Origin of the sequence: Nonomuraea sp. LP-02, from assembly GCF_036289125.1 — a bacterium.
Taxonomy (GTDB): domain Bacteria; phylum Actinomycetota; class Actinomycetes; order Streptosporangiales; family Streptosporangiaceae; genus Nonomuraea; species Nonomuraea bangladeshensis.
Genome location: NZ_JAXCLK010000001.1, coordinates 4,153,685 through 4,175,838, shown reverse-complemented (window position 1 = coordinate 4,175,838; position 22,154 = coordinate 4,153,685). Strand labels below are relative to the sequence as shown.

Annotated in this window: 25 protein-coding genes and 1 pseudogene; 14 read left to right on the top strand and 12 right to left on the bottom strand. The window is 71.4% G+C overall.

Going from position 1 to position 22,154, the window contains the following annotated elements; genetic code table 11:
* Window positions 1-79: 79 nt before the first annotated feature.
* The gene (locus SMD20_RS19360; RefSeq protein WP_329582912.1) at window positions 80-388 is read left to right on the top strand and encodes a hypothetical protein; all 309 of its coding nucleotides are present in this window, start codon (window positions 80-82) and stop codon (window positions 386-388) included.
* Here SMD20_RS19360 and SMD20_RS19355 read toward each other — a convergent pair.
* The 3 genes from SMD20_RS19355 to SMD20_RS19345 are packed head-to-tail and all read right to left on the bottom strand — an operon-like array spanning window position 363 to window position 3,092.
* Window positions 363-935 (bottom strand): hypothetical protein, encoded by a 573-nt coding sequence (locus SMD20_RS19355; protein WP_329582909.1) that lies wholly within the window; start codon window positions 933-935, stop codon window positions 363-365. The two genes, SMD20_RS19360 and SMD20_RS19355, sit on opposite strands and share 26 nt — an antisense overlap.
* Window positions 932-2,410: a HAMP domain-containing sensor histidine kinase gene (locus SMD20_RS19350; RefSeq protein WP_329582907.1), complete on the bottom strand. Its 1,479-nt coding sequence runs from the start codon at window positions 2,408-2,410 to the stop codon at window positions 932-934. Before SMD20_RS19350 ends, SMD20_RS19355 begins: the two co-directional genes overlap by 4 nt.
* A 7-nt stretch (window positions 2,411-2,417) precedes the next feature.
* Window positions 2,418-3,092: a response regulator transcription factor gene (locus tag SMD20_RS19345; protein ID WP_329582905.1), complete on the bottom strand. Its 675-nt coding sequence runs from the start codon at window positions 3,090-3,092 to the stop codon at window positions 2,418-2,420.
* 189 nt (window positions 3,093-3,281) lie between these two features.
* Here SMD20_RS19345 and vanY-N point away from each other — a divergent pair, with 189 nt between their 5' ends.
* The 4 genes and pseudogenes from vanY-N to SMD20_RS48365 all read left to right on the top strand — a co-directional run.
* Window positions 3,282-3,842: a D,D-peptidase/D,D-carboxypeptidase VanY-N gene (vanY-N, locus tag SMD20_RS19340; protein ID WP_329582903.1), complete on the top strand. Its 561-nt coding sequence runs from the start codon at window positions 3,282-3,284 to the stop codon at window positions 3,840-3,842.
* A 138-nt stretch (window positions 3,843-3,980) separates the two neighbouring features.
* Complete coding sequence (locus SMD20_RS19335; protein ID WP_329582900.1) at window positions 3,981-4,364, top strand: YybH family protein; 384 nt, start codon at window positions 3,981-3,983, stop codon at window positions 4,362-4,364.
* Window positions 4,361-5,101, top strand: a complete 741-nt coding sequence (locus SMD20_RS19330; RefSeq protein WP_329582897.1) for an SDR family NAD(P)-dependent oxidoreductase — start codon at window positions 4,361-4,363, stop codon at window positions 5,099-5,101. The genes SMD20_RS19335 and SMD20_RS19330 overlap by 4 nt, the downstream gene beginning before the upstream one ends.
* Before the next feature lie 4 nt (window positions 5,102-5,105).
* Window positions 5,106-5,508 (top strand): annotated as a pseudogene (locus SMD20_RS48365) (hypothetical protein); the annotation flags it as partial.
* On the opposite strand, the gene SMD20_RS19320 reads toward SMD20_RS48365, so the two are convergent.
* Genes SMD20_RS19320 through SMD20_RS19310 form a run of 3 tightly spaced genes read right to left on the bottom strand, consistent with a single transcriptional unit; the run spans window position 5,423 to window position 8,465 of the window.
* Complete coding sequence (locus tag SMD20_RS19320; RefSeq protein WP_329582892.1) at window positions 5,423-6,115, bottom strand: aspartate/glutamate racemase family protein; 693 nt, start codon at window positions 6,113-6,115, stop codon at window positions 5,423-5,425. The pseudogene SMD20_RS48365 and the gene SMD20_RS19320 sit on opposite strands and share 86 nt — an antisense overlap.
* Before the next feature lie 14 nt (window positions 6,116-6,129).
* Window positions 6,130-7,512: a UDP-N-acetylmuramoyl-tripeptide--D-alanyl-D-alanine ligase gene (locus tag SMD20_RS19315; RefSeq protein ID WP_329582889.1), complete on the bottom strand. Its 1,383-nt coding sequence runs from the start codon at window positions 7,510-7,512 to the stop codon at window positions 6,130-6,132.
* A complete protein-coding gene (locus tag SMD20_RS19310; RefSeq protein ID WP_329582887.1) occupies window positions 7,509-8,465 on the bottom strand; it encodes a D-alanine--D-alanine ligase family protein in 957 nt (318 codons plus the stop codon). The genes SMD20_RS19315 and SMD20_RS19310 overlap by 4 nt, the downstream gene beginning before the upstream one ends.
* Window positions 8,466-8,612: 147 nt before the next feature.
* On the opposite strand from SMD20_RS19310, the gene SMD20_RS19305 reads away from it, so the two are divergent.
* Window positions 8,613-9,287: an MOSC domain-containing protein gene (locus SMD20_RS19305; protein WP_329582884.1), complete on the top strand. Its 675-nt coding sequence runs from the start codon at window positions 8,613-8,615 to the stop codon at window positions 9,285-9,287.
* 16 nt (window positions 9,288-9,303) lie between these two features.
* On the opposite strand, the gene SMD20_RS19300 is transcribed toward SMD20_RS19305, so the two are convergent.
* Window positions 9,304-10,557: a glycoside hydrolase family 18 protein gene (locus SMD20_RS19300; RefSeq protein WP_329582881.1), complete on the bottom strand. Its 1,254-nt coding sequence runs from the start codon at window positions 10,555-10,557 to the stop codon at window positions 9,304-9,306.
* Window positions 10,558-10,681: 124 nt separating this feature from the next.
* On the opposite strand from SMD20_RS19300, the gene hemW reads away from it, so the two are divergent.
* Window positions 10,682-11,902 carry a radical SAM family heme chaperone HemW gene (gene hemW / locus SMD20_RS19295; RefSeq protein WP_329582878.1) on the top strand — a complete coding sequence of 407 codons (1,221 nt, stop codon included), beginning with the start codon at window positions 10,682-10,684 and terminating at the stop codon, window positions 11,900-11,902.
* Here the strand turns inward: hemW and SMD20_RS19290 are convergent.
* The 3 genes from SMD20_RS19290 to SMD20_RS19280 are packed head-to-tail and all read right to left on the bottom strand — an operon-like array spanning window position 11,899 to window position 13,958.
* The gene (locus tag SMD20_RS19290) at window positions 11,899-12,597 is read right to left on the bottom strand and encodes a DUF4870 domain-containing protein (RefSeq protein WP_329582876.1); all 699 of its coding nucleotides are present in this window, start codon (window positions 12,595-12,597) and stop codon (window positions 11,899-11,901) included. The genes hemW and SMD20_RS19290 overlap by 4 nt on opposite strands.
* A complete protein-coding gene (locus tag SMD20_RS19285; RefSeq protein ID WP_329582875.1) occupies window positions 12,594-13,406 on the bottom strand; it encodes a DUF3097 domain-containing protein in 813 nt (270 codons plus the stop codon). Before SMD20_RS19285 ends, SMD20_RS19290 begins: the two co-directional genes overlap by 4 nt.
* 18 nt (window positions 13,407-13,424) lie before the next feature.
* Window positions 13,425-13,958, bottom strand: a complete 534-nt coding sequence (locus tag SMD20_RS19280) for a hypothetical protein (RefSeq protein ID WP_329582873.1) — start codon at window positions 13,956-13,958, stop codon at window positions 13,425-13,427.
* Window positions 13,959-14,370: 412 nt separating this feature from the next.
* Here SMD20_RS19280 and hrcA point away from each other — a divergent pair, with 412 nt between their 5' ends.
* Genes hrcA through SMD20_RS19265 form a run of 3 tightly spaced genes read left to right on the top strand, consistent with a single transcriptional unit; the run spans window position 14,371 to window position 17,259 of the window.
* Window positions 14,371-15,384 (top strand): heat-inducible transcriptional repressor HrcA, encoded by a 1,014-nt coding sequence (gene hrcA / locus SMD20_RS19275; protein WP_091083786.1) that lies wholly within the window; start codon window positions 14,371-14,373, stop codon window positions 15,382-15,384.
* A gap of 11 nt (window positions 15,385-15,395) precedes the next feature.
* Window positions 15,396-16,529: a molecular chaperone DnaJ gene (dnaJ, locus tag SMD20_RS19270; protein WP_329582869.1), complete on the top strand. Its 1,134-nt coding sequence runs from the start codon at window positions 15,396-15,398 to the stop codon at window positions 16,527-16,529.
* Between the two features lies 1 nt (window position 16,530).
* Window positions 16,531-17,259 carry a 16S rRNA (uracil(1498)-N(3))-methyltransferase gene (locus tag SMD20_RS19265; protein ID WP_329582866.1) on the top strand — a complete coding sequence of 243 codons (729 nt, stop codon included), beginning with the start codon at window positions 16,531-16,533 and terminating at the stop codon, window positions 17,257-17,259.
* 8 nt (window positions 17,260-17,267) lie between these two features.
* Here the strand turns inward: SMD20_RS19265 and SMD20_RS19260 are convergent, their stop codons facing one another.
* Both SMD20_RS19260 and SMD20_RS19255 read right to left on the bottom strand, forming a co-directional pair.
* Window positions 17,268-17,912 (bottom strand): hypothetical protein, encoded by a 645-nt coding sequence (locus tag SMD20_RS19260; protein WP_329582864.1) that lies wholly within the window; start codon window positions 17,910-17,912, stop codon window positions 17,268-17,270.
* The gene (locus SMD20_RS19255) at window positions 17,909-18,421 is read right to left on the bottom strand and encodes a SigE family RNA polymerase sigma factor (protein ID WP_033408433.1); all 513 of its coding nucleotides are present in this window, start codon (window positions 18,419-18,421) and stop codon (window positions 17,909-17,911) included. The genes SMD20_RS19260 and SMD20_RS19255 overlap by 4 nt, the downstream gene beginning before the upstream one ends.
* Before the next feature lie 278 nt (window positions 18,422-18,699).
* Here SMD20_RS19255 and SMD20_RS19250 point away from each other — a divergent pair, with 278 nt between their 5' ends.
* The 4 genes from SMD20_RS19250 (at window position 18,700) to SMD20_RS19235 (ending at window position 21,999) form a co-directional block, all read left to right on the top strand.
* Window positions 18,700-19,044, top strand: coding sequence for a histidine triad nucleotide-binding protein (locus SMD20_RS19250; RefSeq protein WP_329582861.1), 345 nt, complete (start codon window positions 18,700-18,702; stop codon window positions 19,042-19,044).
* A 140-nt stretch (window positions 19,045-19,184) separates the two neighbouring features.
* Entirely contained in the window at window positions 19,185-20,225 is a 1,041-nt protein-coding gene (locus tag SMD20_RS19245; protein ID WP_329582859.1) for a PhoH family protein, read from the top strand.
* A complete protein-coding gene (gene ybeY / locus SMD20_RS19240) occupies window positions 20,222-20,698 on the top strand; it encodes an rRNA maturation RNase YbeY (RefSeq protein ID WP_329582856.1) in 477 nt (158 codons plus the stop codon). Before SMD20_RS19245 ends, ybeY begins: the two co-directional genes overlap by 4 nt.
* Window positions 20,671-21,999 (top strand): hemolysin family protein, encoded by a 1,329-nt coding sequence (locus SMD20_RS19235; protein WP_442942488.1) that lies wholly within the window; start codon window positions 20,671-20,673, stop codon window positions 21,997-21,999. The genes ybeY and SMD20_RS19235 overlap by 28 nt, the downstream gene beginning before the upstream one ends.
* The last annotated feature ends 155 nt before the right edge of the window (window positions 22,000-22,154 follow it).

Here is a 22,154-nt window from a genome sequence, read left to right as displayed (position 1 = left end):
GATCCCCGCGCGCACAGGCGATTCTGTCGGTGCCGTCGTCTACCTTCTGTTCCGAACACCTGTGCGACTGGAGGTCGGCATGTTTGCTTCTGAGCGCTTCGAGCGTGCTGCGGTGCTGGGGGTCGCTGTGGCGGAGGAGGCCAGGCGGCTGCTGAGCCGGCACCTCGACCCGGCGGCGAGTGCGGAGGGGGCGGACGGCACCGTGCTGGTCGACGTGCCCTATCCCGACGCCGCGGTGGTCACGGCCCTGCTCGACGTGGCGGCCGAGTGTTTCGGCGAGCAGGGCGGCTCGGTCGAGGAGACGCGGCAGGCGGCGCTGGAGACCTTGTTACAGCTCGCCGGGTTCGACGACGAGTCGCAGCTCAACTCGGGCGGGGTGAGGGGGTAGAAGGTGGTCGTCTCGGTCCGTCGGTAGCGTCCTCAAGGGAGGACGGGCAAGTCCGGGGGCCGATGCTCTCGCCGGCGCCGATGACGGTGACCTGGGCGGAGCTGTCCCGCCTCGTGGCGGCGGCTGAGCAGACGACCTGGTCGACGGCCAGTGCCGACAGCTCGCCGGCCGGAGTGGACAGGGTCACCACCAGATGACCGGCGCCGCCCGGTTCGGCGGTCAGCGTGAACGGTCCGGCGTCGGGCGGGACCTCGGAGGTGAGCCCGTGCGCCTGTTCCCTCGGCGTGGGACCGGCGGCCAGCAGCGCGAGCGCGTCCGCCGGCGACAGCCGGCCGTCGGGCCGCGTCACCGCGCTGAGCCGGCCGTCCTTCACCAGGTAAAGGGTGACCGCCGTGGCATGCTGGACGGGCCCGCTCGGCGGGTCGCCGGCGAGGATGACGTCGCTGGGCCGCACCCCGCAACCCGCCACGGCGACGAGCGCGACAAGGCCCACGACGAGCGCGACGAAGTCCACGGCGAGCACGCGGCGGGCGAAGCGAGTCCTCATGCCGGGTCTCCCTCCGGGTCGGATGTCCGGCGGGGCAGACGCAAGGTGAAGACGGCGCCTCCGTCCTCGGCGTTGGTGACGGTGATGTCCCCCTGGTGGAGGCGCGCGTTCTCGCGTGCGATGGCCAGGCCGAGGCCGTTGCCCTCGGACCTGGTCCTGGCCGCGCCGGCCTTGTAGAACCGGTCGAACACGTGCGGCAGCACCGCGTCGTCCAGCCCCGGCCCGTGGTCGCGGACCTCCAGCTCGATCCACTCCGGGTCGGCGGACAGACGCACCGACACCGGCGGCTCGCCGTGCCGCAGGGCGTTGCCGACCAGGTTCGCGAGGATGACGTCCACCCGGCGCGGGTCCAGCCGCGCCGTCACGCCGGACGGCAGCTCGGCGTCCACCCGCTCCGGCCAGCCCCGGGCGCGCAGGGTCGCGTGCACCAGTTCGGCGACGTCGATGTCGTTCAGCGCGAGGGCGGCGACGCCGGCGTCGAACCGGCTGACCTCGATCAGGTCGTTCACCAGGGCGGTGAGGTTGTGCGTCTCCTGGCTGACCAGCCTGGCGGCCCTGGCGGCGGGCTCGGGCAGCTGGGCCGCCTCCTCGTCGAGGACGTCGGTGACCGCGGCGAGCGCGGCCAGTGGCGTGCGCAGCTCGTGGGACACATCGGCCACGAACCGGCGGGCGTCGGCCTCCATCGCGCGCAGCTGCTCGACGTGCCGTTCCAGCTCCGCGGCGGTGTTGTTGAACGTACGCGCCACGTCGGCCAGCTCGTCGGAGCCGCGGACCTCGATCCTGGTCCGCAGCTCGCCCTCGCCCAGCAGGCGTGCCGCCCGGCCGAGTTCGCGCACCGGACCCAGCACGCCGCGGGTGGCCAGCGACGCGAGGACGACCGCGAACGCCAGCGCCGCCCCGCCGGTGAGCCAGGCGCGCGTGGCGAGCTCGTCGATGCTGCGCTGTTCGGCGAGCAGGCTGCGCGCCACGTAGACCTCGATGCCGGACGTCTGCGCCGGTCGGCCAGGCTCGGTGACCAGCAGCGGCATGCCGACGATCAGCCAGGGTGAGTCCTGCCACACCACCCGCTGCCACGCCGTACTGCCGCCGGCCACCGCCTGCCGCATCTCCGGCGAGATCACCGAGAGAGCCTGCACCCGAGCCTCCAGCCCCGGCCCTTCGCGCCCCGGCGGCGGTGGCTGGGGAGGGGAGATCGGCGCGTACCGCTCGCCGTAGAGGGCGACCGAGAAGTCGAACTGGGCGGCCGCGGCGATCCCGGCGAGCTCCTCCCGATCCGGCGTCGCGGTCGGCAAGGGGTAGAGCGCCTGCATCCGGCCGGTCAGCGTCTGCACCGCGGCGTCCTGGGTCCGCCGCAGGATGTCGTTGCGGGCCTGGACGTAGCTCCCGCCGGCCACCGCCGCCGCGGTGACCACACACAGCAGCGCGAACGCGAACAGCAGCCGGGCCCGCAGCCCCAGGCTCGGTCGAGGTGCCACCCGGGGCTCACACCGGCCCGAAGCGGTAGCCGAACCCGCGCACCGTCTGCACGTAGACGGGCGCCGCCGAGTCGTCCTCGATCTTCGCGCGCAACCGCTGCACGCACGCGTCCACCAGCCGCGAGTCGCCGAAATAGCCGTGCTCCCACACCGACTCCAGCAGCTGCTGGCGGCTGTGCACCCGGCCGGGCGTGCTGGAGAGCACGAGCAGCAGGCGCAGCTCGGTCGGGGCGAGACTGACCGGCACACCGCGCTTCTCGACCACCAGCCCGGCCCGGTCGATGGTCAGGTCGCCGTGCCGTTCGAGCTCCGCCTGGTCGCGGCCGATCCGCCGCAGCACCGCGCGGATGCGTGCCTCCAGCACCCTGGGCTGCGCGGGCTTGACCACGTAGTCGTCGGCGCCCGACTCCAGCCCGGCCACCACGTCCATGTCGTCGCCGCGCGCGGTCAGCATGATGATCGGCACGTTCCCGGTGGCCCTGATGCGGCGGCAGACCTCGAACCCGTCCATGCCGGGCAGCATCAGGTCGAGCACGACGACGTCGGGGACGTCCGCACGCAGCCGGTCCAGCCCCTGCTCGCCGGACTCCACCGCGCGCACCCGGTGCCCGTGCCGGGACAGCGCCAGCTCAAGGCCCTCCCGCACGGCCGGGTCGTCCTCGATGAGCAGTATTCGCGACATGCCTCCGGGTTTCACCGCACACTCCGTAACTCGCCCGTCGGTCAACCCATCCACTGTCGGCCGGTCGTGTCCTCGTCTCGTCAGCGCCATGTCATGGTTGCGTCACGGTCGAGGCAACAGAGGCGCCGTCGATGAACGGTGACATGCGGCTGACCACGCGCGCACATTCGGCGCCAATCGTAGTTCGCCATGAACGAACCACGCACCATCCCACCTCGGCCCCGGGACCGGCTGTACGCCGCCGTCACGCTGGTGCTCGCCGTGCTGCTGCTGCCCGTGGCGTTCGTCCGCCGTCCAGGCCACGCCCGCGAGCTGGCCTGCGGCTGGGTGCTGGCGATGCGCTTCCCCGCCGAGGACCTGACCGGGCTCACCGACGGCGCCAGGGCGGCGTTCACCGCGGCGCGCACCGAGGCGCTCTGGCGGCACCGCCAGCTCATCGGCCTCACCTCGGGATACCGCGATCCCGTCGTCCAGCAGCGGATGTTCGACGAGGAGGTCCGCCGCTCCGGCTCCCCGGCCTTGGCACGCATGCTCGTGCTGCCGCCGGCGGAGTCCGGTCACGTCAAGGGCATCGCGCTGGACGTCCGTCCCCACGAGGGCGCGCGGTGGCTGGAGGAGCACGGCGCCCGCTTCGACCTCTACCGCTTGTACGACAACGAATGGTGGCACTTCGAGCACCGCCCGGAGTGCGGCGGCACGCCACCACCACGACGGCCCCACCCGGGCGTGGGCCACGTCATCGGGAACTAGCCGAGTAAGTCCTCAGCGCCCGGCGGGCCGCGGATGGCCGGTCATCGAGCCGGCGGTGTGGCCTTCCGACTCCGCCCGTTTTGACTCCGACGAGCGTGAGCTGGAAAGATCGGGGCGATGCCACTTACCCCTGTCGAAATGGCCCACCACGTCGCCGCCGCCCTTCAAGAAGCTCATGCGCGCGAAGACGTTGACCGGTACGTCGAGCTGTTCGACCCGGCTTCGACCTGGATCACGAGCCGAGGGACCTTGATCGTGGGGCGCAAGGAGCTGGCGGACTATCTGGCTCGCGTCATGCCAGGTGGTCTTGCCGGTGGGTCGGTCGCCTATCGAGTGGCTCATGCCCGTCCCGCCGGCGACGGTGCTGTGGTCATGGTCATCGAGCAGGAGTACCGCCGGGCCGATGGGACATTGAAAGAGGTCGGCGGCCAGCACCGCCACACGTACGTCGTAACGACCGAGCCTGCCGGCGGGTGGAGCATCGTCGCCGGCCAGAACACAACGGTGGCGGTTGACGCATGAGCAGCGCACACTCGTTCGTCGTCACAGGTGCGAGCGGAGGCGTCGGCAGCGCGATCGCGGAGCACCTGTCCTCCATCGGTCACGTCATCAACCTCGACCCGACTCCCGCCCGCAGCGCGAACCCTCGCGTGCACCATGTCGAAGGTGACGCCGGCGATCCCGCTGCCGCCGCGGCCGCGGCGCAGCTTGCGGAGAAGCATGGCCCTCTGAGCGGGTGGGTCAACAACGCTGCGATCTTCCGCGACGCCAGCCTTGCCACGGCAACAGCGGAGCAGATCAGCGCACTCATTGCGCTCAACCTCAATCTCGCCGTTGTCGGGTGCCACACCGCCGTGCAGCACTTCCTCTCGCACTCCCGGCCCGGCTCGATCGTGAACGTTTCCTCACACCAGGCGCAGCGCCCCGTGCGGGGCGCTCTGCCCTACGCCACGGCGAAGGCCGCCGTCGAAGGGCTCACGCGAGCGGCTGCTGTCGACCACGGCCCGCAGGGCATTCGCGTCAATGCCGTTGCGCTGGGGTCGATCACGACGGCCCGGTACGAGGAGTACCGGCGTGAGCACCCTGAAGCCGACCAGCAGATGGCCGCATTGCACCCCTTGGGGCACGTCGGTCACCCCCTCGATGTCGCACATGCCGTCGCGTTCCTGCTCTCTGCGGAATCAGCCTTCATCACCGGCGCTGTCCTGCCCGTCGACGGCGGCAGGGCAGCCCTCGGCCCCGACCCGGAAAGCGCCTAAGGCACCGGCCCTGCACAACAAACGCCTACGCGCCGCCCTGCCCCTGCTCAAACGCGTCATCGACTCCACCCCCGTCGAATGCGGCCGATCCCGACCGACCGCCCTGCGCTCACAGCCGGCCGGCTGGGCCTCCTACGGCTGCTGGCGCTCCCACTCTCGCTGGTCAGTGACCGTCCCGGCCTGCTGATCATCGGCGACAAGGCGGGGGCGCAGTTGCTGCGCCCGTCCTACCGCAACCGCGCCCCACGTCCCGGCGAGCAGTACCTCAAACGATCCGCCAGCTCATCCTTGCCCTGACCGCCACCGTTTGGCACAACTCGTCTAGCCGCTCAGGGCGAAGCCGGCCGCGGCCTCCGCGTGCAGCCGCGCGCTCGGCAGCAGCGGAACCGGGGTGTCCTTCTCGGTGATCAGGAGCTCGATCTCCGTGCAGCCGAGGATGACACCCTCCGCTCCGCGGGCGGCGAGGTCGGCGATGATCCGGGCGAACGCGTCCCTGGACGACTCCTTGAGCACCCCGCGCACCAGCTCGTCGAAGATCACGCGGTGGACCAGCTCCCGCTGCTCCCGCCGTGGGACGACCACGTCGAAGCCGTGGGCGGCCAGCCGGTCCCGGTAGAAGGGCTGCTCCATGGTGAAGCGGGTGCCCAGCAGGCCGACCCTGCGCATCCCCCTGGCCCGGACCTCGGCGCCCACGGCGTCGGCGATGTGCAGCACGGGCACGCTCGCGGCGCGCGCCACGTCGTCGCTCACCCGGCTGAAGGTGTTGCTGCAGACGAGCAGGACGCCGGCGCCGAGGCTCTGCAGTTTCCGGCCGGCGTCGGCCAGCAGCGCACTCACCTCGTCCCAGCGGTCGGCGAAGATGAGGTCCTCGACGGTCGTGTAGTCGACCGACCAGATGAGGCTGTCGGCGGAATGGCTGCCGCCGAGCCGCTCGCGTACCCGCTGGTTGATGATCTGGTAGTAGATCACCGTCGACTCCCAGCTCAACCCGCCGATGAGGCCGATGGCGCGCATGGAACTCCGTTTCGCTAGTTTGCGGTGGCCAGGGCCCTGGCGCAGGCGCCGAGCCCGTACTCGCTGGAGGCTTTGACGAACACCACGTCGCCCGGTTCGAGGAGGGCGGTGGCCAGCTCGATCGCCTCTGTCACGTCCTCGACGGTGTGGACGGCCACGCCCTGGCCCGAGGACCGCGCCGCCTCCGCCGTCGCGAGCGGATCGCCCGCGCCGACCGTGATCAGCACGTCGAAGCGGAGGTCGGCGACGAGCCGGCCCACCTCCGCGTGCCGGGCGCGGGAGGCGTCCGCCTGCTGCCCCATCCCGCCGAGGACGGCGACGGTACGGCGGACGCCGGCCAGGGCCTTGGCCGCGCGCAGCCCGGCCCGCATGGATTCGGGGTTGGCGTTGTAGGCGTCGTCGACGACTGTGACGCCGTCGGGTCGTTCCGTGATCTGCAGCCGGCCTGCGGAGCGCCGCCGGGCGGCGTTCAGCCCGTCCGCGATCTCGGCGGCGTCCAGGCCGAGCGTGGTGGCGACGGCGGCCGCGGCCAGGGCGTTGCTCACCTGGTGCTCGCCTATGAGTCCGAGCGCGACCGGGGCGCGGCCGGAGGGCGTCACCAGCTCGAACGCCGTCCGCGCCCGATCGTCCATCCGCACGTCCTCGGCGCGCACCCGCGCCCGCGGCGACCTGCCGTACAGCACGATCCGGGCCTCGGTGCGGTCGGCCATGCCCAGGACGTACGGGTCGTCGGCGTTGAGCAGCGCGTACCCGTCCGCGGGCAGCGCCTCGACCAGCTCGCCCTTCGCCTCGGCCACGTCGGCCCGCCCGGTCCCCATCCGTTCCAGGTGCGCGGTGCCGACGTTGAGCACCAGCCCGATCCGGGGCGGCGCGATCCCGGTCAGGTATGTCAGATCGCCCTTCCTGCTCGCGCCCATCTCCAGCACCAGGTAGCGGGTGGCGGCGTCGGCGCGCAGCACGGTGAGCGGCAGCCCGAGCTCGTTGTTGTACGACCTGTTGGTGGCGACCGTGGCCGCGTGCCGTTCGAGCACCTGGGCCAGCAGGTCCTTGGTGGTGGTCTTGCCCACGGAGCCGGTCAGGCCGATCACCGTCGGGCTGATGCGCCGGAGCAGCTGCCTGGCCAGCAGGCCGAGCGCGAGCTGGACGTCGTCCACCACGAGGGCGGGCACGCCGACGGGCCGCGCGGCCAGCACGGCCACGGCGCCGGCCGCGACGGCGGCGGCCGCGTGGTCGTGACCGTCGGTGCGCGCGCCGGCCGTCGCGGCGAACAGGCCGCCGGGCACCACCTCGCGGGAGTCGACCGCCGCGGGCGCCGTCACCAGCGACTCAAGGTCGGGTACGTCGTGCGGGCTCGCGCCGCAGGCCCGCGCGATCTCGTCCAGCGTCATCGGGATCATGAGCCGCTCCTCGCGAACGCGAGGTCGATGAGGCGGCGCAGCAGGTCCGGGTACGGGACGCCGCTCGCGGCCCAGGCCCTCGCGTAGACGGACCGGGAGGTGAAGCCGGGCATGGTGTTGATCTCCAGCACGTACAGGCGTCCCGTGTCCTCCTCGTGGAGGAAGTCGACCCGGGCCAGGCCGTAGCCGCCGATCGCACGGAAGGCGCGCAGGGCCAGCTCGCGCATCTCCCCGGCCACCCGTTCGTGCAGGACGGCGGGGATGGTGGCGATCTCGGCCCCGCTGAGGTATTTGGCCTCGTAGTCGAGCCAGTCGCCGGGCACGATGAGCTCGCCCGGCACCGAGACATCCGGCCTGTCGTGGCCGCCGAGCACGCCGCAGATCAGCTCGCGCGCGGTCACGCCCTGCTCGACGACGACCGTCCGGTCGTAGGCCAGCGCCAGCTCCACGCCCGCGCGCAGCTCCTCCATGGTGGTGACGCGGGAGATGCCGATGGAGGAGCCCAGGCCGGCCGGTTTGACGTACATCGGCCAGTCGAGCGGCTTCACCAGCTCCCCGTGATCGGTGGCCGTGCGCCATTCGTACGCGGTGAACCACACGTGCGGGGTGACCGGGATGTCCTCGGCCAGGAACGCGCGCCGCATCGCGACCTTGTCCATGGCCACGGCCGAGGCCAGGACGCCGCACCCCACGTACGGGATGCCCAGCGTCTCCAGGTGCCCCTGGACCACGCCGTCCTCGCCGAACGGGCCGTGCAGCACGGGAAAGACCACGTCCGCCAGGTCGCGTCGCAGGTCCACCGGCCATCTGCCCTCGCGGTCGATGATGACGGGGACGGGCTCGTACAGATCCCTCGGCAGCGCGCCGAGCACGGACTGCGCCGATTGCAGGGACACCTCGTGCTCGGCGGACGGGCCGCCCGCCAGCACCGCCACGCGTACGCGTCGGGCCACGTTCGATCAACCTTCCTCAGCGGTGGGTACGGCCCCACCACTGTCGGCTGATCATGTCCTCGCCCGGTCAGCGCCGTGTCATCGTTGTGTCACGGCCGTCGCCGGACGGACTCGCCCGGCGGGAGGATGCTCGGTTAACGTTCAGGAATGCGCATCATCTCGGTAAATGTCGGCGTCGCGGTGACGGCTGAGTGGGCGGGGAAGCTGGGACGGACCGCGATCGACAAGCAGCCCGCCGGGCACCGCGTCCCGGTGCTCCTCGGCGGGCTCGCCGGCGACGAGCGCGCCGACCGCAAGCACCACGGCTCCTCCGACCAGGCGGTCTACGCCTACGCCAGGGAGGACTACGACTGGTGGCAGGAACGGCTCGGGCGGGAGCTGCGCGACGGACTCTTCGGCGAGAACCTCACCACCTCCGGGCTCGACGTCAACGGGGCCGTCATCGGCGAGCGGTGGCGGATCGGCGGCGCGCTGCTGGAGGTGACCGGGCCCCGGGTGCCGTGCGTGGTGTTCCGCAACTGGCTGGACGAGCCGAGGTGGGTCAGGCGGTTCACCGAGGCGGGACGGCCGGGGGCGTACCTGCGGGTGATCGAGACCGGTGACGTGGGCGCGGGCGACGAGGTGGCGATCGTCGCACGGCCCGGGCACGGGGTGACGGTGTCCGACTGGTTCCTGGCCCGCCACGGCGACGGGGACGCGATGCGGCGCATGCTGACGCTGCCGGGCCGCGACCCGCACTGGGACGAACTGGCGGCGAGGACCCTGGGGGCGCCGGTCCGGAGCGCCGGGCAGGACGAGCCCGCGGCGGCTCCGGCCGGCTGAGTCCCCAGCAGGGGTGTCAGCGGAGGACCGAGTACAACGCCGACGTCAGGGAGGCGCGGGAGTCGTCCTGGTCGATGGACCACATCATCGAGCCGCCCAGCCCCTTGAGCCGGATGTACGCCGCCTTCTGCACCAGCACCGCCGGATCGTCGTACGACCAGAACTCGTTGCCGTCGTACAGCCACATCGCCCCGGTCAGCAGGTCCCGGTACCGCTTGCCCGGCTTGTTCACCAGGTCCTTGTAGTCCTCGTTGCCGGCCGCCCACTTGCCGGGCGCGGGGCCGGTGGCGGGCTTGTAGAGGCCGTCGCCGCCGCCGGTCACGCCGGTCCAGCCCTGGCCGTAGGCGGGCACGCCGATCACGAGCTTGCGGGCGGGCGCGCCCCGCGAGAGATAGTCGCGCACGGTCTGGTCGACGCTGTACCTGACGGGGTTCGGGTCGCGGCGGTCGGTGAGGAGGTTGCCGTTGTGGCCGGTCTGGGGCTCCCAGGTGCCGTGCAGGTCGTAGCCCTGGACGGTGGCGAAGTCGAGCTGCTTGAAGACGCGGCGCACCTCGTACCCGGCGTCGATCTTGGCGGCGGCGGCCGGCAGGAAGGCGCTGAGCTCGGCGTCGCGGGCATGGGCGTCGAGCTGCCCGCGCAGCTCCTCGACGAACAGCGTGAAGTTGCGCTTGTCCTCGGGGCGGATGACGTTCCCCTCGGCTCCGGCCGAGCCGGGCCACTCCCAGTCCAGGTCGATGCCGTCGAAGACGCCGGCGCCCGCGCCCGGCTCCAGCCCCGGCAGGTTGCCGCGCAGCCACAGGTCGACGCAGGACCGGGCCAGCTTCGCGCGCGAGTCGGGGGTGAGGACGGCGTCGGAGAAGTACTTGGACCCGGTCCAGCCGCCGAGCGAGATCAGCACCTTGAGCCCGGGGTGCTTGGCCTTGAGCTTGCGGAGCTGGTTGAGGTTGCCGTTGAGCGCCTGGCCGGGCGCGTCGGCCACGCCGTCCACGCTCTGCTCGGCCGGCACCGGACGCTGCCAGTCGGCCCACGGGTCCGCCGAGTAGCAGGAGCCCCCGGCGTCGACGAAGCCGAACGCGTAGTTGAGGTGGGTGAGCTTGGCGGCGGCGCCGCTGACGTCCACGTCCCTGACGTGGTAGTCGCGGCCGTAGACACCCCATTGGATGAAGTACGCGACCCGCTTGAAGCCGCTGCGGGTCTGGGCCTCGGCGGGCACGGAGACCGCCGTGAGGCCCAGTAAGAGCGAGAGGATGATCAGAGTCTTCTTCTTCACCGGGCGACTCCTGTCAACTTATAAGAAACTTTCCTATAAGTTGACGTGATGGTAGAGCCCGCGCACCAGGGCGTCAACGATCCCCCAGGCGGGACCACCCCCTGACGACCGGCAGACTGGAAGGGTGCCATCCACCCTGCCCGACGGCGACCCCGCGCCCACCACGGGCGAGCTGCCCGACAGCGCCCTGCGCGGCCTCGGCGAGCGGCCGTTCGGCTTCTACGTCCACGTGCCGTTCTGCGTGACCCGCTGCGGTTACTGCGACTTCAACACCTACACCGCCGCCGAGCTCGGCCCCGGCGCCTCCCAGCGCGACTACGCCGACACGGTCGTGGAGGAGGTGCGCCTCGCCCGGCGCGTCCTGGGCGAGCGCGAGCTGCCGGTGGACACCGTGTTCTTCGGCGGGGGCACCCCCACGCTGCTGCCGCCCGAGGACCTCGCGCGGATCCTCGCGGCGATCGACTCCGAGTTCGGGCTGCGGCCGGGGGCCGAGGTCACCACGGAGGCCAACCCCGAGTCCGTCGACCCCTCCTCGCTGGAGAAACTGCGCCACGGCGGGTTCAACCGCATCAGCTTCGGCATGCAGAGCGCCCGCGAGCACGTGCTGCGCGTGCTCGACCGCAAGCACACGCCGGGACGCCCGGCGGCGGCCGTACGCGAGGCCAGGGAGGCCGGGTTCGAGCACGTCAACCTCGACCTCATCTACAGCACGCCGGGCGAGTCCGACGACGACTGGCGGGCCTCGCTGGCCGCCGCGATCGAGGCCGGGCCCGACCACGTGTCGGCCTACTCGCTCATCGTCGAGGACGGCACCAGGCTCGCCGCCCGCATCCGGCGCGGCGAGCTGCCCCTGCCCGACGACGACGTGGCCGCCGACCGCTACCTCATCGCCGACGAGATGCTGGCCGAGGCGGGCTTCCACTGGTACGAGGTGTCCAACTGGGCGACCTCCGAGCGGGCCCGCTGCCGGCACAACCTGCTCTACTGGACCGGCGGCGACTGGTGGGCCGCCGGGCCGGGCGCGCACAGCCACGTGGGCGGCACCCGCTGGTGGAACGTCAAGCACCCCGCCGCCTACGCCCAGCGCCTGGCCGCCGGCGTCTCGCCCGCCCACTCCCGGGAGGTCCTGGACGCCGACGACCGCGCCGCCGAACGCCTCATGCTGGAGCTGCGCCTGGTCACCGGCTACCCGCTCGCCGACGTGGCGCCGGAGGCGCGCCCGGTGGTGGCGGGCGCGCTGGCACGGGGGCTGCTGGAGCCCGAGCCGTTCAAGTCCGGGCTGATGGTGCTCACGCTTCGGGGGCGGCTGCTGGCCGACGCCCTCGTACGCGACCTGCTGGTCTAGGTGATCATCCGGATGGAGAGCGGGTAGCGGTACCGCTGGCCCTTGTTCGTGGCCACGGCCGCCTGGATGTGGAAGATCAGCGAAAGCACCCAGATCACCGGCAGCAGCAGGACGCCGATGAACACCACCGACAGGACGGCCGCCACGACGTAGCCGATGAACATCGTGATCTGGAAGTTCAGCGCCTCCGCCGCCTGGTCGCGGACGTAGGGGGACTGGTCACGCTTGATCAGGTAGATGATCAGCGGGCCGATCCAGGAGGCGAGCAGGCCGAGCAGGTGCGCCAGCATCGCCATCGTGCTGTCGTCGGTGCCGGGGCGGGGGCCGTACATGCCCGGCACGTACGGCCCGCCGGGCGGCTGCGCGTAGCCGTAGCCGGGCGGGGGCTGCTGCTGGTAGCCGTATCCGGGCTGCTGACCGTAGCCATAGCCCGGCTGCTGGCCGTAGCCCGGCTGTGACGGGGGTTGCTGGCCGTACCCGTAACCGGGCTGAGAGCCGGGTTGCTGGCCGTAGCCGTAGGCGGGCTGGGAAGGGGGCTGCTGGCCGTACCCGTAACCGGGCTGGGAGGGCGGCTGCTGGCCGTACCCGTAGCCCGGCTGCTGGGGGGCGCCGCTTTGGCCCGGGGGTACGGCCGACGGCGGGACGTACCGGGTCGCGTCGTCGTCCGGCGGCGAGGCGTGGGGATCCTGGCTCATGATGTCTCCGTAACGAAGTCGATCAGTTCTTCGACCCGGCCGAGCAACTCCGGCTCCAGGTCGGAATAGGTCGAGACGGCGCCGAGGATGCGCCGCCAGGCGTCGGCCGGCTCCGAGCGCCAGCCCAGCGCGGCGATCACGCCCTCCTTCCACGGCACCCCGCGCGGCACCTCGGGCCAGGCGGGGATGCGCAGCACGGACGGCTTGACCGCCTGCCAGATGTCGACGAACGGATGCCCCACCACGAGCACGTCCGGCGAGGTGATCTCGGCGGCGATGCGGCTCTCCTTGGAGCCGGGGACGAGGTGGTCCACGAGGACCCCCAGCCGCCGCCCCGGTTCGGGGCCGAACTCGGCGACGATGTCCGGCAGGTGGTCCACGCCTTCGAGGTATTCGACCACGACCCCTTCGACCCGCAGGTCGTGGCCCCAGATCTTCTCCACGAGCGCGGCGTCGTGCACGCCCTCGACGTAGATGCGGCTCTCCCTGGCCACGCGGGCCCGCAGCCCCTCGACGGCGATGGAGCCCGACGCGCTGCGCCCGGGGCCCGCGGGGGCGGCGGACGGCGCGGGGCGCACCAGGGTCACCGGCCTGCCCTCCAGGAGGAACGCGGCCGGCGCCAGCGGGAACAGCCGCCGCCTGCCGAACCGGTCCTCCAGCGTGACGGCCTCCTTGTCGCAGGCCACCACGGCGCCGCAGAAGCCGCTGTCGGCGTCCTCCACGACCAGATCCGGCTCGGCGGGCACCTTCGGAATCTTGCCCTTGCCGGGCCGCCGCCAGTTACCCGCCAGAACATCACCGTCGTACACAGGGGGGACCGTAGCAAATCACCCGGCTGCCGCAAGGCGCTTGCGCGCGGAGGAGCGGCGCACCAGGACCACGATGGTGGTGATGATCGCGAGCAGGATGCCCGCGCCGGGGATCGCGAGCAGCGCGACGACCCCGCCGAACACTCCGCCGACGGCGGCCGACAGCGGCTTGCCGACGCCGTACTTGACCGTGGCCGACTCCTCGTTGCTGCAGGTGAGCTGGTAGTCGCCCTTGGCGGGGGCGTTGATCACGAGGATCTGCTCCCACACGACGCCGTTGACGGTGACGGTCTGCGAGCCACTGGTCTTGGCCAGCTTGGCCTTTCCTCCGCCGCCGGCGATCTGGCAGGCGTAGTTGACGGGCGTGTCGGCGGAGAGGTAGACGGCGGGCTTGTCGGCCGGGTCCACGGCGACGGTGACGCTCTCGCCCGAGGCGAACGTCTTGGTGGGCGCGAGGTCGCTCACGCCGCCGGCGACGCCCCCCACGAAGAGCACGATGCCGAGGACGCCGCAGAGCACGGCCACGATCCAGGCGCCGCCGATCCACCACAACCTGGGTTTGATGGCTTTGGAATCGATTCGTGGTGGGAACTGTGGTTGTTGGCCGTATTGTCCGTACTGAGGCGGCGGACCATACGGCTGCGAAGGTGCGCCGTATCCCGGCTGCCCACCGTATCCGGGCTGCGGCCCGTATCCGGGCTGGGAGCCGGGTTGCGGACCGTATCCGGGCTGAGGCGGGAATGGCTGATGGTGGTACGGACCCTGTCCGGGCGGTGGCCCGTACGGGGGCTGTGCTTCGTCCGACATGTCCGCAAGTGTGAAGCCTGTCGCTTGTAAGACGCTAGCAAGAGGATGGGAGCCGGTGTCATCGCACCCTGTGGGCGAGAGCCGTACACTTGGCACTCGGGAACACAGAGTGCTAGGCACCGCGTTTTCCCTACGGGCAGAGGCAGGAGGTGAGCACGTGCTCGACGAACGGAAGCTGGCGGTGCTCCGCGCCATTGTCGAGGACTACGTGTCCACCAACGAACCGGTGGGCTCCAAGGCGCTGGCCGAGCGCCACAATCTGAAGGTCTCCCCGGCGACGGTCAGGAACGACATGGCCGCGCTGGAGGAGGAGGGCTACATCACCCAGCCGCACACGAGTGCGGGGCGGGTGCCGACGGACAAGGGCTACCGCCTGTTCGTCGACCGGCTCTCGCAGATCAAGCCGCTGTCGGGCGCCGAGCGCCGGGCGATCGAGACGTTCCTGGCCGGCGCGGTCGACCTGGACGACGTGGTCATGCGCACGGTGCGGCTGCTCGCGCAGCTCACCCGGCAGGTGGCCGTCGTGCAATACCCCACGCTCACCCGCTCGACCGTCCGGCACGTCGAGCTGGTGCCGCTGAGCGAGCGCCGCGTCATGCTGGTGCTCATCACCAATACCGGCCGCGTCGAGCAGCGCGTCGTCGAGCTGCCCGAGGCGCTGGAGGACACCCGCATCGCGCACCTGCGCGCGGTGCTCAACTCCGGCCTCGACGGCTGCCAGCTCAGCAGCGTTCCCGAGCTGGTCGCCGACCTGCCGGAGCGCCTGCCCGTGGAGGACCGTCCGGCCGCCGCCACGATCCTTTCCGTGCTGCTGGAGACCCTGGTGGAGCGGTACGACGAGAAGATCGTCTTCGCGGGCGCGGCCAACCTCGCCGGAGCGGACTTCTCCATCGGCCTTCGCGACGTGCTGGAGGCACTGGAGGAGCAGGTCGTGCTCATGCGGCTGCTCGGCGAGACCTCCCCCGACACCCCGTCCGCGCTCACCGTACGGATCGGCTCGGAAAACCCCTACCTCCAGGGCACATCCGTGGTCGCAACCGGATACGGTCTTGGCGACAACCAACTCGCCCGGCTCGGTGTGCTGGGTCCCACCAGGATGGACTATCCCGTGACGATGGGCGCCGTGCGCGCGGTGGCTCGCTACGTCAGCCAGATCCTGGCTGCATCATAAGAGGTCGATAAGTGGCAAACAGCGACTACTACGCCACCCTCGGGGTGCGGCGTGACGCGAGTCAGGACGAGATCAAGAAGGCATACCGCCGGCTCGCCCGCGAGTTGCACCCCGACGTGAACCCCGATCCTGACACCCAGGAGCGGTTCAAGGAGATCACGCAGGCCTACGAGGTGCTGTCCGATCCGAACAAGCGCCAGATGTACGACCTGGGGGGCGACTCCTCCTTCGCCGGCGCGGGAGCGGGCGCCGGCTTCGGCGCGGGCTTCCCGTTCAGCGACATCATGGACGCCTTCTTCGGCACCGCCGCGGGGGCCCGTGGCCCGCGCTCGCGCGCCCGCCGGGGTCGCAACGCCACCATCCGGGTCGAGCTCGACCTGCGCGAGACGGCGTTCGGCACCACCCGCGAGCTGGTCGTCGACACGGCCGTGGTGTGCGAGGTCTGCCACGGCGCCGGCGCCTCGCCCGGCACCCACCCCGACACCTGCGACATGTGCAACGGGCGCGGCGAGATCTCCCAGGTCACCCGCTCGTTCCTGGGCCAGGTCATGACCTCGCGGCCGTGCCCGCAGTGCGGCGGCTTCGGCACCATCATCCGCCACCCCTGCCAGGAGTGCTCGGGCGACGGCCGGGTGCGCACCCGCCGCACCATCAAGGTCCGCATCCCGGCGGGCGTCGAGGACGGCACCCACATCCAGCTCGCCGGCGAGGGCGAGGTCGGCCCCGGCGGCGGCCCGCCCGGAGACCTGTTCCTGGAGATCGTCGAGCGGGCCCACGAGATCTTCGAACGGCGCGGCGACGACCTCCACTGCACCGTCCAGCTCCCGATGACGGCCGCCGCGCTCGGCACCGTGCTCGCGGTCGAGACGCTCGACGGCACCGAGGAGGTCGACGTCCGGCCCGGCACGCAGTCCGGCCAGGTCATCACCATGTTCGGGCGGGGCGTGCAGCGCCTCAACGAGTCCGGCCGGGGCGACCTGCTCATCCACGTCAACGTCGAGACCCCTTCGAAGCTCGACGCCCAGCAGGAGGACCTGCTGCGCGAGCTGGCCAGGCTGCGGGGCGAGGAGCGCCCGCCGGGCAAGTTCGCGCCGGGGCAGCAGGGCTTCTTCTCGCGCCTGCGCGACGCGTTCAACGGCAGGTGACGTGAGCGTTCCGGTGTTCATCGCCCCCGAGCTGGGCGACGGTCCGGAGCTGACGCTCGACGGCCCCGAGGGGCGCCACGCCGCCTCCGTGCGCCGTCTGCGGGCCGGCGAGCGGGTCGATCTCACCGACGGCGCCGGCCGGGTCGCCGAGTGCGTGGTGCGCGAGGCGTCCAAGGACGCGCTCGGGCTGGACGTGCTGCGCCGCTACGAGGTGCCGGCCCCGCGGCCGCGGCTGACCGTCGTGCAGGGGCTGCCCAAGGGCGACCGGGGCGAGCTGGCCGTCGAGATGATGACCGAGGCCGGGGTGGACGTCATCGTCCCCTGGTCGGCCTCGCGCAGCATCGCCCAGTGGAAGGGCGACAAGGTCGCCAAGGGTCTCGGCCGCTGGCGCGCGACCGCCCGCGAGGCGGGCAAGCAGTCCCGCCGCTTCCACCTGCCCGAGGTGAGCGAGCCGGCCACCACCGCGCGGGTGGCGGAGCTGCTGGCCGGGGCGGCGCTCGGGCTGGTGCTGCACGAGGAGGCGGCCGAGCCGCTGTCGAAGGTGGCGCTGCCGGCCGAGGGCGACATCGTGGTGGTCGTCGGCCCGGAGGGCGGCGTCTCGGGCGAGGAGCTCGACCGGTTCAAGGCAGCGGGGGCGGTGCCGGTGCTGCTCGGGCCGACGGTGCTGCGCACGTCCACGGCGGGCGTGGCGGCGGCGGCCGTGCTGCTCACGCGCACAGGCCGGTGGTGAGCACGTAGTTAAGGGGTGGTGCCGCCGGTCTCGATGAGCGGGGTGGCGATCTCGGCCGGGCTCTCGCTGATGCTGTCGGCCGGGCACTGCTCGGTGGGGCACGTCGAGGGCTGAGCGGCGGGGTCGGCCTCCGTGGGCGCCGGCGACGCCGAGGTGGCAGGGCAGTCGTCGCCCGGGTCGGCCGGGGTCGCGGCCACGGGCGGGCAGGTGGTGGTCTCCGTACGCGGGCTCGGTGACGGCCGGCTCGTGGACCCGGCGGTCCTGGGCGGCTTGCTCGGCGACTCGGTGGTGGGCTCCGGCGGCACGACGACCGGGTTGTCCTGGCTGGGCGGAGGCGGGGGCGGCTGGTGGGAGCGGGTGGTGGAGGAGTTGGACGGCACCCTGCCGGTGGTCTCCTGATCGACCACCGTGATCGGGCTCTCGTTGATCACCTTGGACCGCAGCTCGGGCACCACCATGACGATCGTGCCGGCCACCAGGACGGCGCTGGCCGCGGCCGCGCCGGCCCGCCACCAGAACAGGTTGCGCACGCCGCGCCGCTCGATCCGGGCACGGATGATCTCCAGACCCTCCGGCGAGGGCACGACCGCGTCCGCCTCCGCGCGGAGCGCACGGCGCAGGAGGTCGCCGTGCTCGTCGGGGCGAAGGGTCATGACATTTTCTCCAGGACGGATCGCAACGCGGCCATGCCACGGGCGGTGTGGCTCTTGACCGCGCCCTTGCTGATGCCCATCGCGTGAGCGATCTCAGCTTCGGACAGATCACCGTAATACCGCAGAACCAGTGCTTCTCTCTGCCGGGTCGGGAGGGCTCGTAACGCCTCGATGACGGCGGACCGTTCCAGCTCGCCGATCGCGCCGTTCTCGGCGCTCGGCGCGTCGGGCAGGCCCTTGGGCGCGTATTTCTCGACGACGGCGCGGTGGCGCAGCACCGAACGCGAGCGGTTGACGACGGACTGACGGAGGTAGGCGAGTGCTTTGTCGGGGTCGCGCAGCCTGCGCCAGGCGCCGTGAATGGCGACGAACGCGTCCTGCACGACCTCCTCGGCGGTCGCGATGTCGCGCACCAGCAACACAGCGAGACGCACCAACGACCGAAAGTGCGCGCTGTAGAGCGCGGTAACGGCCATGTCGGCATCCCACTCGACCGGCACCGCCCCCATCGACCTGTCGGCCAGAAGGGTTTCGGTGGTCACATCAGTGGGACGCGCGGCCTTCCCAGTGGGTTTACGCTCTTCCGGTTCTTGAGGTTTCCCCGGTTCGTTAGGGTGCATTACCCAGTCGTGTCCTCGCCAGGTGGCGCTCGCCCGACCCTGAATCGTCTTTTTTGTTGAAGTGTCGCACACCCACCCTAACCGCGTTGATCTTCCCGCGCACGACACCGCCGATTACCGATTCGCAACGGACCGGCCAACGGGAGGCGGGTCGGTATGGTGCTGCTGTGAAGGACTGCCTCTTCTGCAAAATTGTCGCCAAGGAGATTCCCGCCGAGATCGTCTACGAAACCGGCAGGACACTGGCGTTCCGCGACATCGACCCCAAGGCGCCGACCCACGTCCTGGTGATCCCCAAGGAGCACCACGCGGACGCGGCGGCGCTCGCCGAGGCCGACGACGGCCTGGCCGACGAGGTGCTGAAGACCGCGCACGCCGTGGCCGTGCTCGACCAGGTGGCCGAGAGCGGCTACCGCGTCGTCTTCAACACCGGACCCGCCGCCGGACAGACCGTCTTCCACACGCACGCCCATGTCCTGGGCGGCCGCGGCCTCACCTGGCCGCCCGGTTAGAGCCGCCCGGTTGGACCCGTTGTGGTGGTGCGAGGGGCCGGTGCGGTGATATTGACGCGAGCAAACCGCCTGGCCCCGGATACGATGGGCGGAGAAGAACTCCGCAAGAGACCGGGAGGCATCAGGCCGCTGGCCTGCCCATGTCCGAACTACATGAATCCCGACGAACGGCACCTCCCTCGCGCACTCAAGCCAAGGTGCTGATTCCGGACGAATACCCGATGGTCAGCCTCCTCGGCTCCCGTGACGAGCTGCTTCGCGTCATCGAGGGCGCTTTCAAGGCCGACATCCATGTACGGGGCAACGAGATCACCGTCACCGGCAGCCCGGACGAGAGCGGCGGCGTCGTGCGCCTGTTCGAAGAGCTCGTCGAGGTGCTCCGCAGCGGCGGCGAGCTCACCCCCGACGCGGTCGAGCGCAGCATCGCGATGCTCCGCATGACCTCCGATCGCCCCGCCGAGGTGCTGTCGCTCGACATCCTGTCCTCGCGCGGCCGCACGATCAGGCCCAAGACCGTCAACCAGAAGCGCTACGTCGACGCGATCGACAAGCACACGGTCGTCTTCGGCATCGGCCCCGCCGGCACCGGCAAGACCTACCTGGCCATGGCCAAGGCGGTCCGGGCACTGCAGGAGAAGCGGGTCAACCGCATCATCCTGACCCGCCCGGCGGTCGAGGCCGGCGAGCGGCTCGGCTTCCTGCCCGGCACGCTCTACGAGAAGATCGACCCCTACCTGCGCCCGCTCTACGACGCGCTGCACGACATGGTCGACCCCGACTCCATCCCCAAGCTGATGGCCGCCGGGACGATCGAGGTCGCGCCGCTCGCCTACATGCGCGGCAGGACGCTCAACGACGCCTTCATCATCCTCGACGAGGCACAAAACTCCTCGGCCGAGCAGATGAAGATGTTCCTCACCCGGCTGGGGTTCAACTCCAAGATCGTGGTGACCGGTGACGTCACGCAGGTCGACCTGCCCTCGGGCACGGTCAGCGGGCTGCGGGTGGTCCAGGAGATCCTCGACGGGATCCCCGACATCCACTTCGCCCGCCTGTCCAGCGCCGACGTCGTCCGCCACAAGCTGGTGAGCGAGATCGTCGACGCCTACGGACGCTACGACGCCTCGCAGGCGGCTCAGGAGCCCAAGGCCATCCAGCAGCGAGGGAAGCGCCGGCCATGAGCATCGAGATCAACAACGAGTCCGGCGTCGGCGTCGACGAGGAGAGCCTGGTCGCGCTGGCCACGCACGTGCTCGGCGAGATGGGCATCAACCCGCTCGCCGAGCTGTCCATCGTCGTGATCGACGAGGACGCCATGGCCGAGCTGCACGAGAAGTGGATGGGCGAGCCCGGCCCCACCGACGTGCTCGCCTTCCCGATGGACGAGCTGCGTCCCGGCGGCGGCGCGCGCGGTGACTCCGAGAGCCCGGCCGACCCGGCGCTCCTCGGCGACGTCGTGCTCTGCCCGCAGGTGGCGGCCCGGCAGGCCAAGGAGGCCGGCCACGCCACCGCCGACGAGCTTGAGCTGCTGTGCACGCACGGCATCCTCCACCTGCTCGGCTACGACCACGCCGAGCCGGAGGAGCACAAGGAGATGTTCGGGCTCCAGGCCCAGCTCCTGGAGTCATGGCAGGAGGTGCGCGACTCGCGGTGAACGTGCCCTGGTTGCTCCTGGCCGTCGCGCTCGTGATCATCGGTGGCCTGATCGCCAGTGCGGAGACCGCGCTGACGCGCATCTCCCGGGTGCGGGCCGAGGAGTTCGTCCGCGACGGCCGGCGGGGGGCGCGGCGGCTGCAGGCCATCGTGACCGACCCGCCGCGCTATCTCAACCTGCTGCTGCTGCTCCGGCTGAGCTGCGAGCTGGTGGCCACGGTCATCGCCACGCTGCTGTTCATCGACGTCATGGAGGACCAGGGCTGGGCGTACGTCTGGGCCGCGGTCGTGATGATCGTGATCAGCTACGTGGTGGTCGGGGTCATGCCCCGCACGCTGGGCCGCCAGCACGCCGAGCCGGTCGCGCTGGCCAGCGCGCCGGTCGTCTACGGGCTCACCCGCATCTTCGGCCCGCTGCCCAAGCTGCTCATCCTGCTCGGCAACGCGCTCACGCCCGGCAAGGGGTTCCGCGACGGCCCGTTCACCTCGGAGGCCGAGCTGCGTGACCTGGTCGACCTGGCCGAGGAGCGCCGGGTGATCGAGCCGGACGAGCGCGAGATGATCCACTCGGTGTTCGAGCTGGGCGACACGCTGGTGCGCGAGGTCATGGTGCCGCGCACCGACATGGTCTACATCGAGCGCGGCAAGACGATCAGCCAGGCGCTGTCGCTGGCGCTGCGCAGCGGCTTCTCCCGCATCCCGGTCGCGGGCGAGAACGAGGACGACGTCGTCGGCATCGCCTATCTCAAGGACATCGCCCGCAAGATCCACGAGTCGGGCGAGGGCGGCGGCAAGGAGCCGGTCGAGACGATCATGCGGCCGGCCGCGTACGTGCCGGAGAGCAAGCCCATCGACCAGCTCATGCGCGAGATGCAGGCCCGGCAGATCCACATCGCCATCGTCATCGACGAGTACGGCGGCACCGCCGGCCTGGTCACCATCGAGGACGTCCTGGAGGAGATCGTCGGCGAGATCACCGACGAGTACGACCAGGAGGCCCCCCGGGTCGAGCGGGTCCCCGACGGCGCCCTGCGGGTCACCGCCCGGATGCCCGTCGACGAGCTGGCCGAGCTGTTCGACACCGAGATCGAGGTCGACGACGTGGAGACCGTCGGCGGCCTGCTGGCCCACGCGCTCGGCCGGGTGCCCATCGCGGGCTCCCACGCGGAGGTGGCCGGGCTGTCGCTGACCGCGGAGACGCTGGCCGGCCGGCGCAACCGCATCAGCACCGTCGTCGTACGCCGCGTGGCTTCCCCCGAGGAGGACGAGGAGTCGGTCCCGGCGAACGCGGGGCAGGAGTAGGGCGCGAGGGCCGCTCGCAAGCGATCTACAAGTTTTCTGCAAGCACCCTCGGGCACTCTGTGAATCACGACATCCAGTGCGGTGGGTGTCAAGGGGGAGGCGTCCGAACGCCGGGTGGGGTTCGCGGCGGGAGGACGACTCCAGGGGGGACGACA

Excerpts from the sequence above, each read along its gene's own strand:
- SMD20_RS19360 (WP_329582912.1), top strand. The coding sequence starts at position 80 with ATGTTTGCTTCTGAGCGCTTCGAGCGTGCTGCGGTGCTGGGGGTCGCT.
- SMD20_RS19355 (WP_329582909.1), bottom strand. The coding sequence starts at position 935 with ATGAGGACTCGCTTCGCCCGCCGCGTGCTCGCCGTGGACTTCGTCGCG.
- SMD20_RS19345 (WP_329582905.1), bottom strand. The coding sequence starts at position 3,092 with ATGTCGCGAATACTGCTCATCGAGGACGACCCGGCCGTGCGGGAGGGC.
- vanY-N (WP_329582903.1), top strand. The coding sequence starts at position 3,282 with ATGAACGAACCACGCACCATCCCACCTCGGCCCCGGGACCGGCTGTAC.
- SMD20_RS19335 (WP_329582900.1), top strand. The coding sequence starts at position 3,981 with ATGGCCCACCACGTCGCCGCCGCCCTTCAAGAAGCTCATGCGCGCGAA.
- SMD20_RS19330 (WP_329582897.1), top strand. The coding sequence starts at position 4,361 with ATGAGCAGCGCACACTCGTTCGTCGTCACAGGTGCGAGCGGAGGCGTC.
- SMD20_RS19320 (WP_329582892.1), bottom strand. The coding sequence starts at position 6,115 with ATGCGCGCCATCGGCCTCATCGGCGGGTTGAGCTGGGAGTCGACGGTG.
- SMD20_RS19315 (WP_329582889.1), bottom strand. The coding sequence starts at position 7,512 with ATGATCCCGATGACGCTGGACGAGATCGCGCGGGCCTGCGGCGCGAGC.
- SMD20_RS19305 (WP_329582884.1), top strand. The coding sequence starts at position 8,613 with ATGCGCATCATCTCGGTAAATGTCGGCGTCGCGGTGACGGCTGAGTGG.
- SMD20_RS19290 (WP_329582876.1), bottom strand. The coding sequence starts at position 12,597 with ATGAGCCAGGATCCCCACGCCTCGCCGCCGGACGACGACGCGACCCGG.
- SMD20_RS19260 (WP_329582864.1), bottom strand. The coding sequence starts at position 17,912 with ATGACCCTTCGCCCCGACGAGCACGGCGACCTCCTGCGCCGTGCGCTC.
- SMD20_RS19255 (WP_033408433.1), bottom strand. The coding sequence starts at position 18,421 with ATGGGGGCGGTGCCGGTCGAGTGGGATGCCGACATGGCCGTTACCGCG.
- SMD20_RS19245 (WP_329582859.1), top strand. The coding sequence starts at position 19,185 with ATGTCCGAACTACATGAATCCCGACGAACGGCACCTCCCTCGCGCACT.
- ybeY (WP_329582856.1), top strand. The coding sequence starts at position 20,222 with ATGAGCATCGAGATCAACAACGAGTCCGGCGTCGGCGTCGACGAGGAG.
- SMD20_RS19235 (WP_442942488.1), top strand. The coding sequence starts at position 20,671 with ATGGCAGGAGGTGCGCGACTCGCGGTGAACGTGCCCTGGTTGCTCCTG.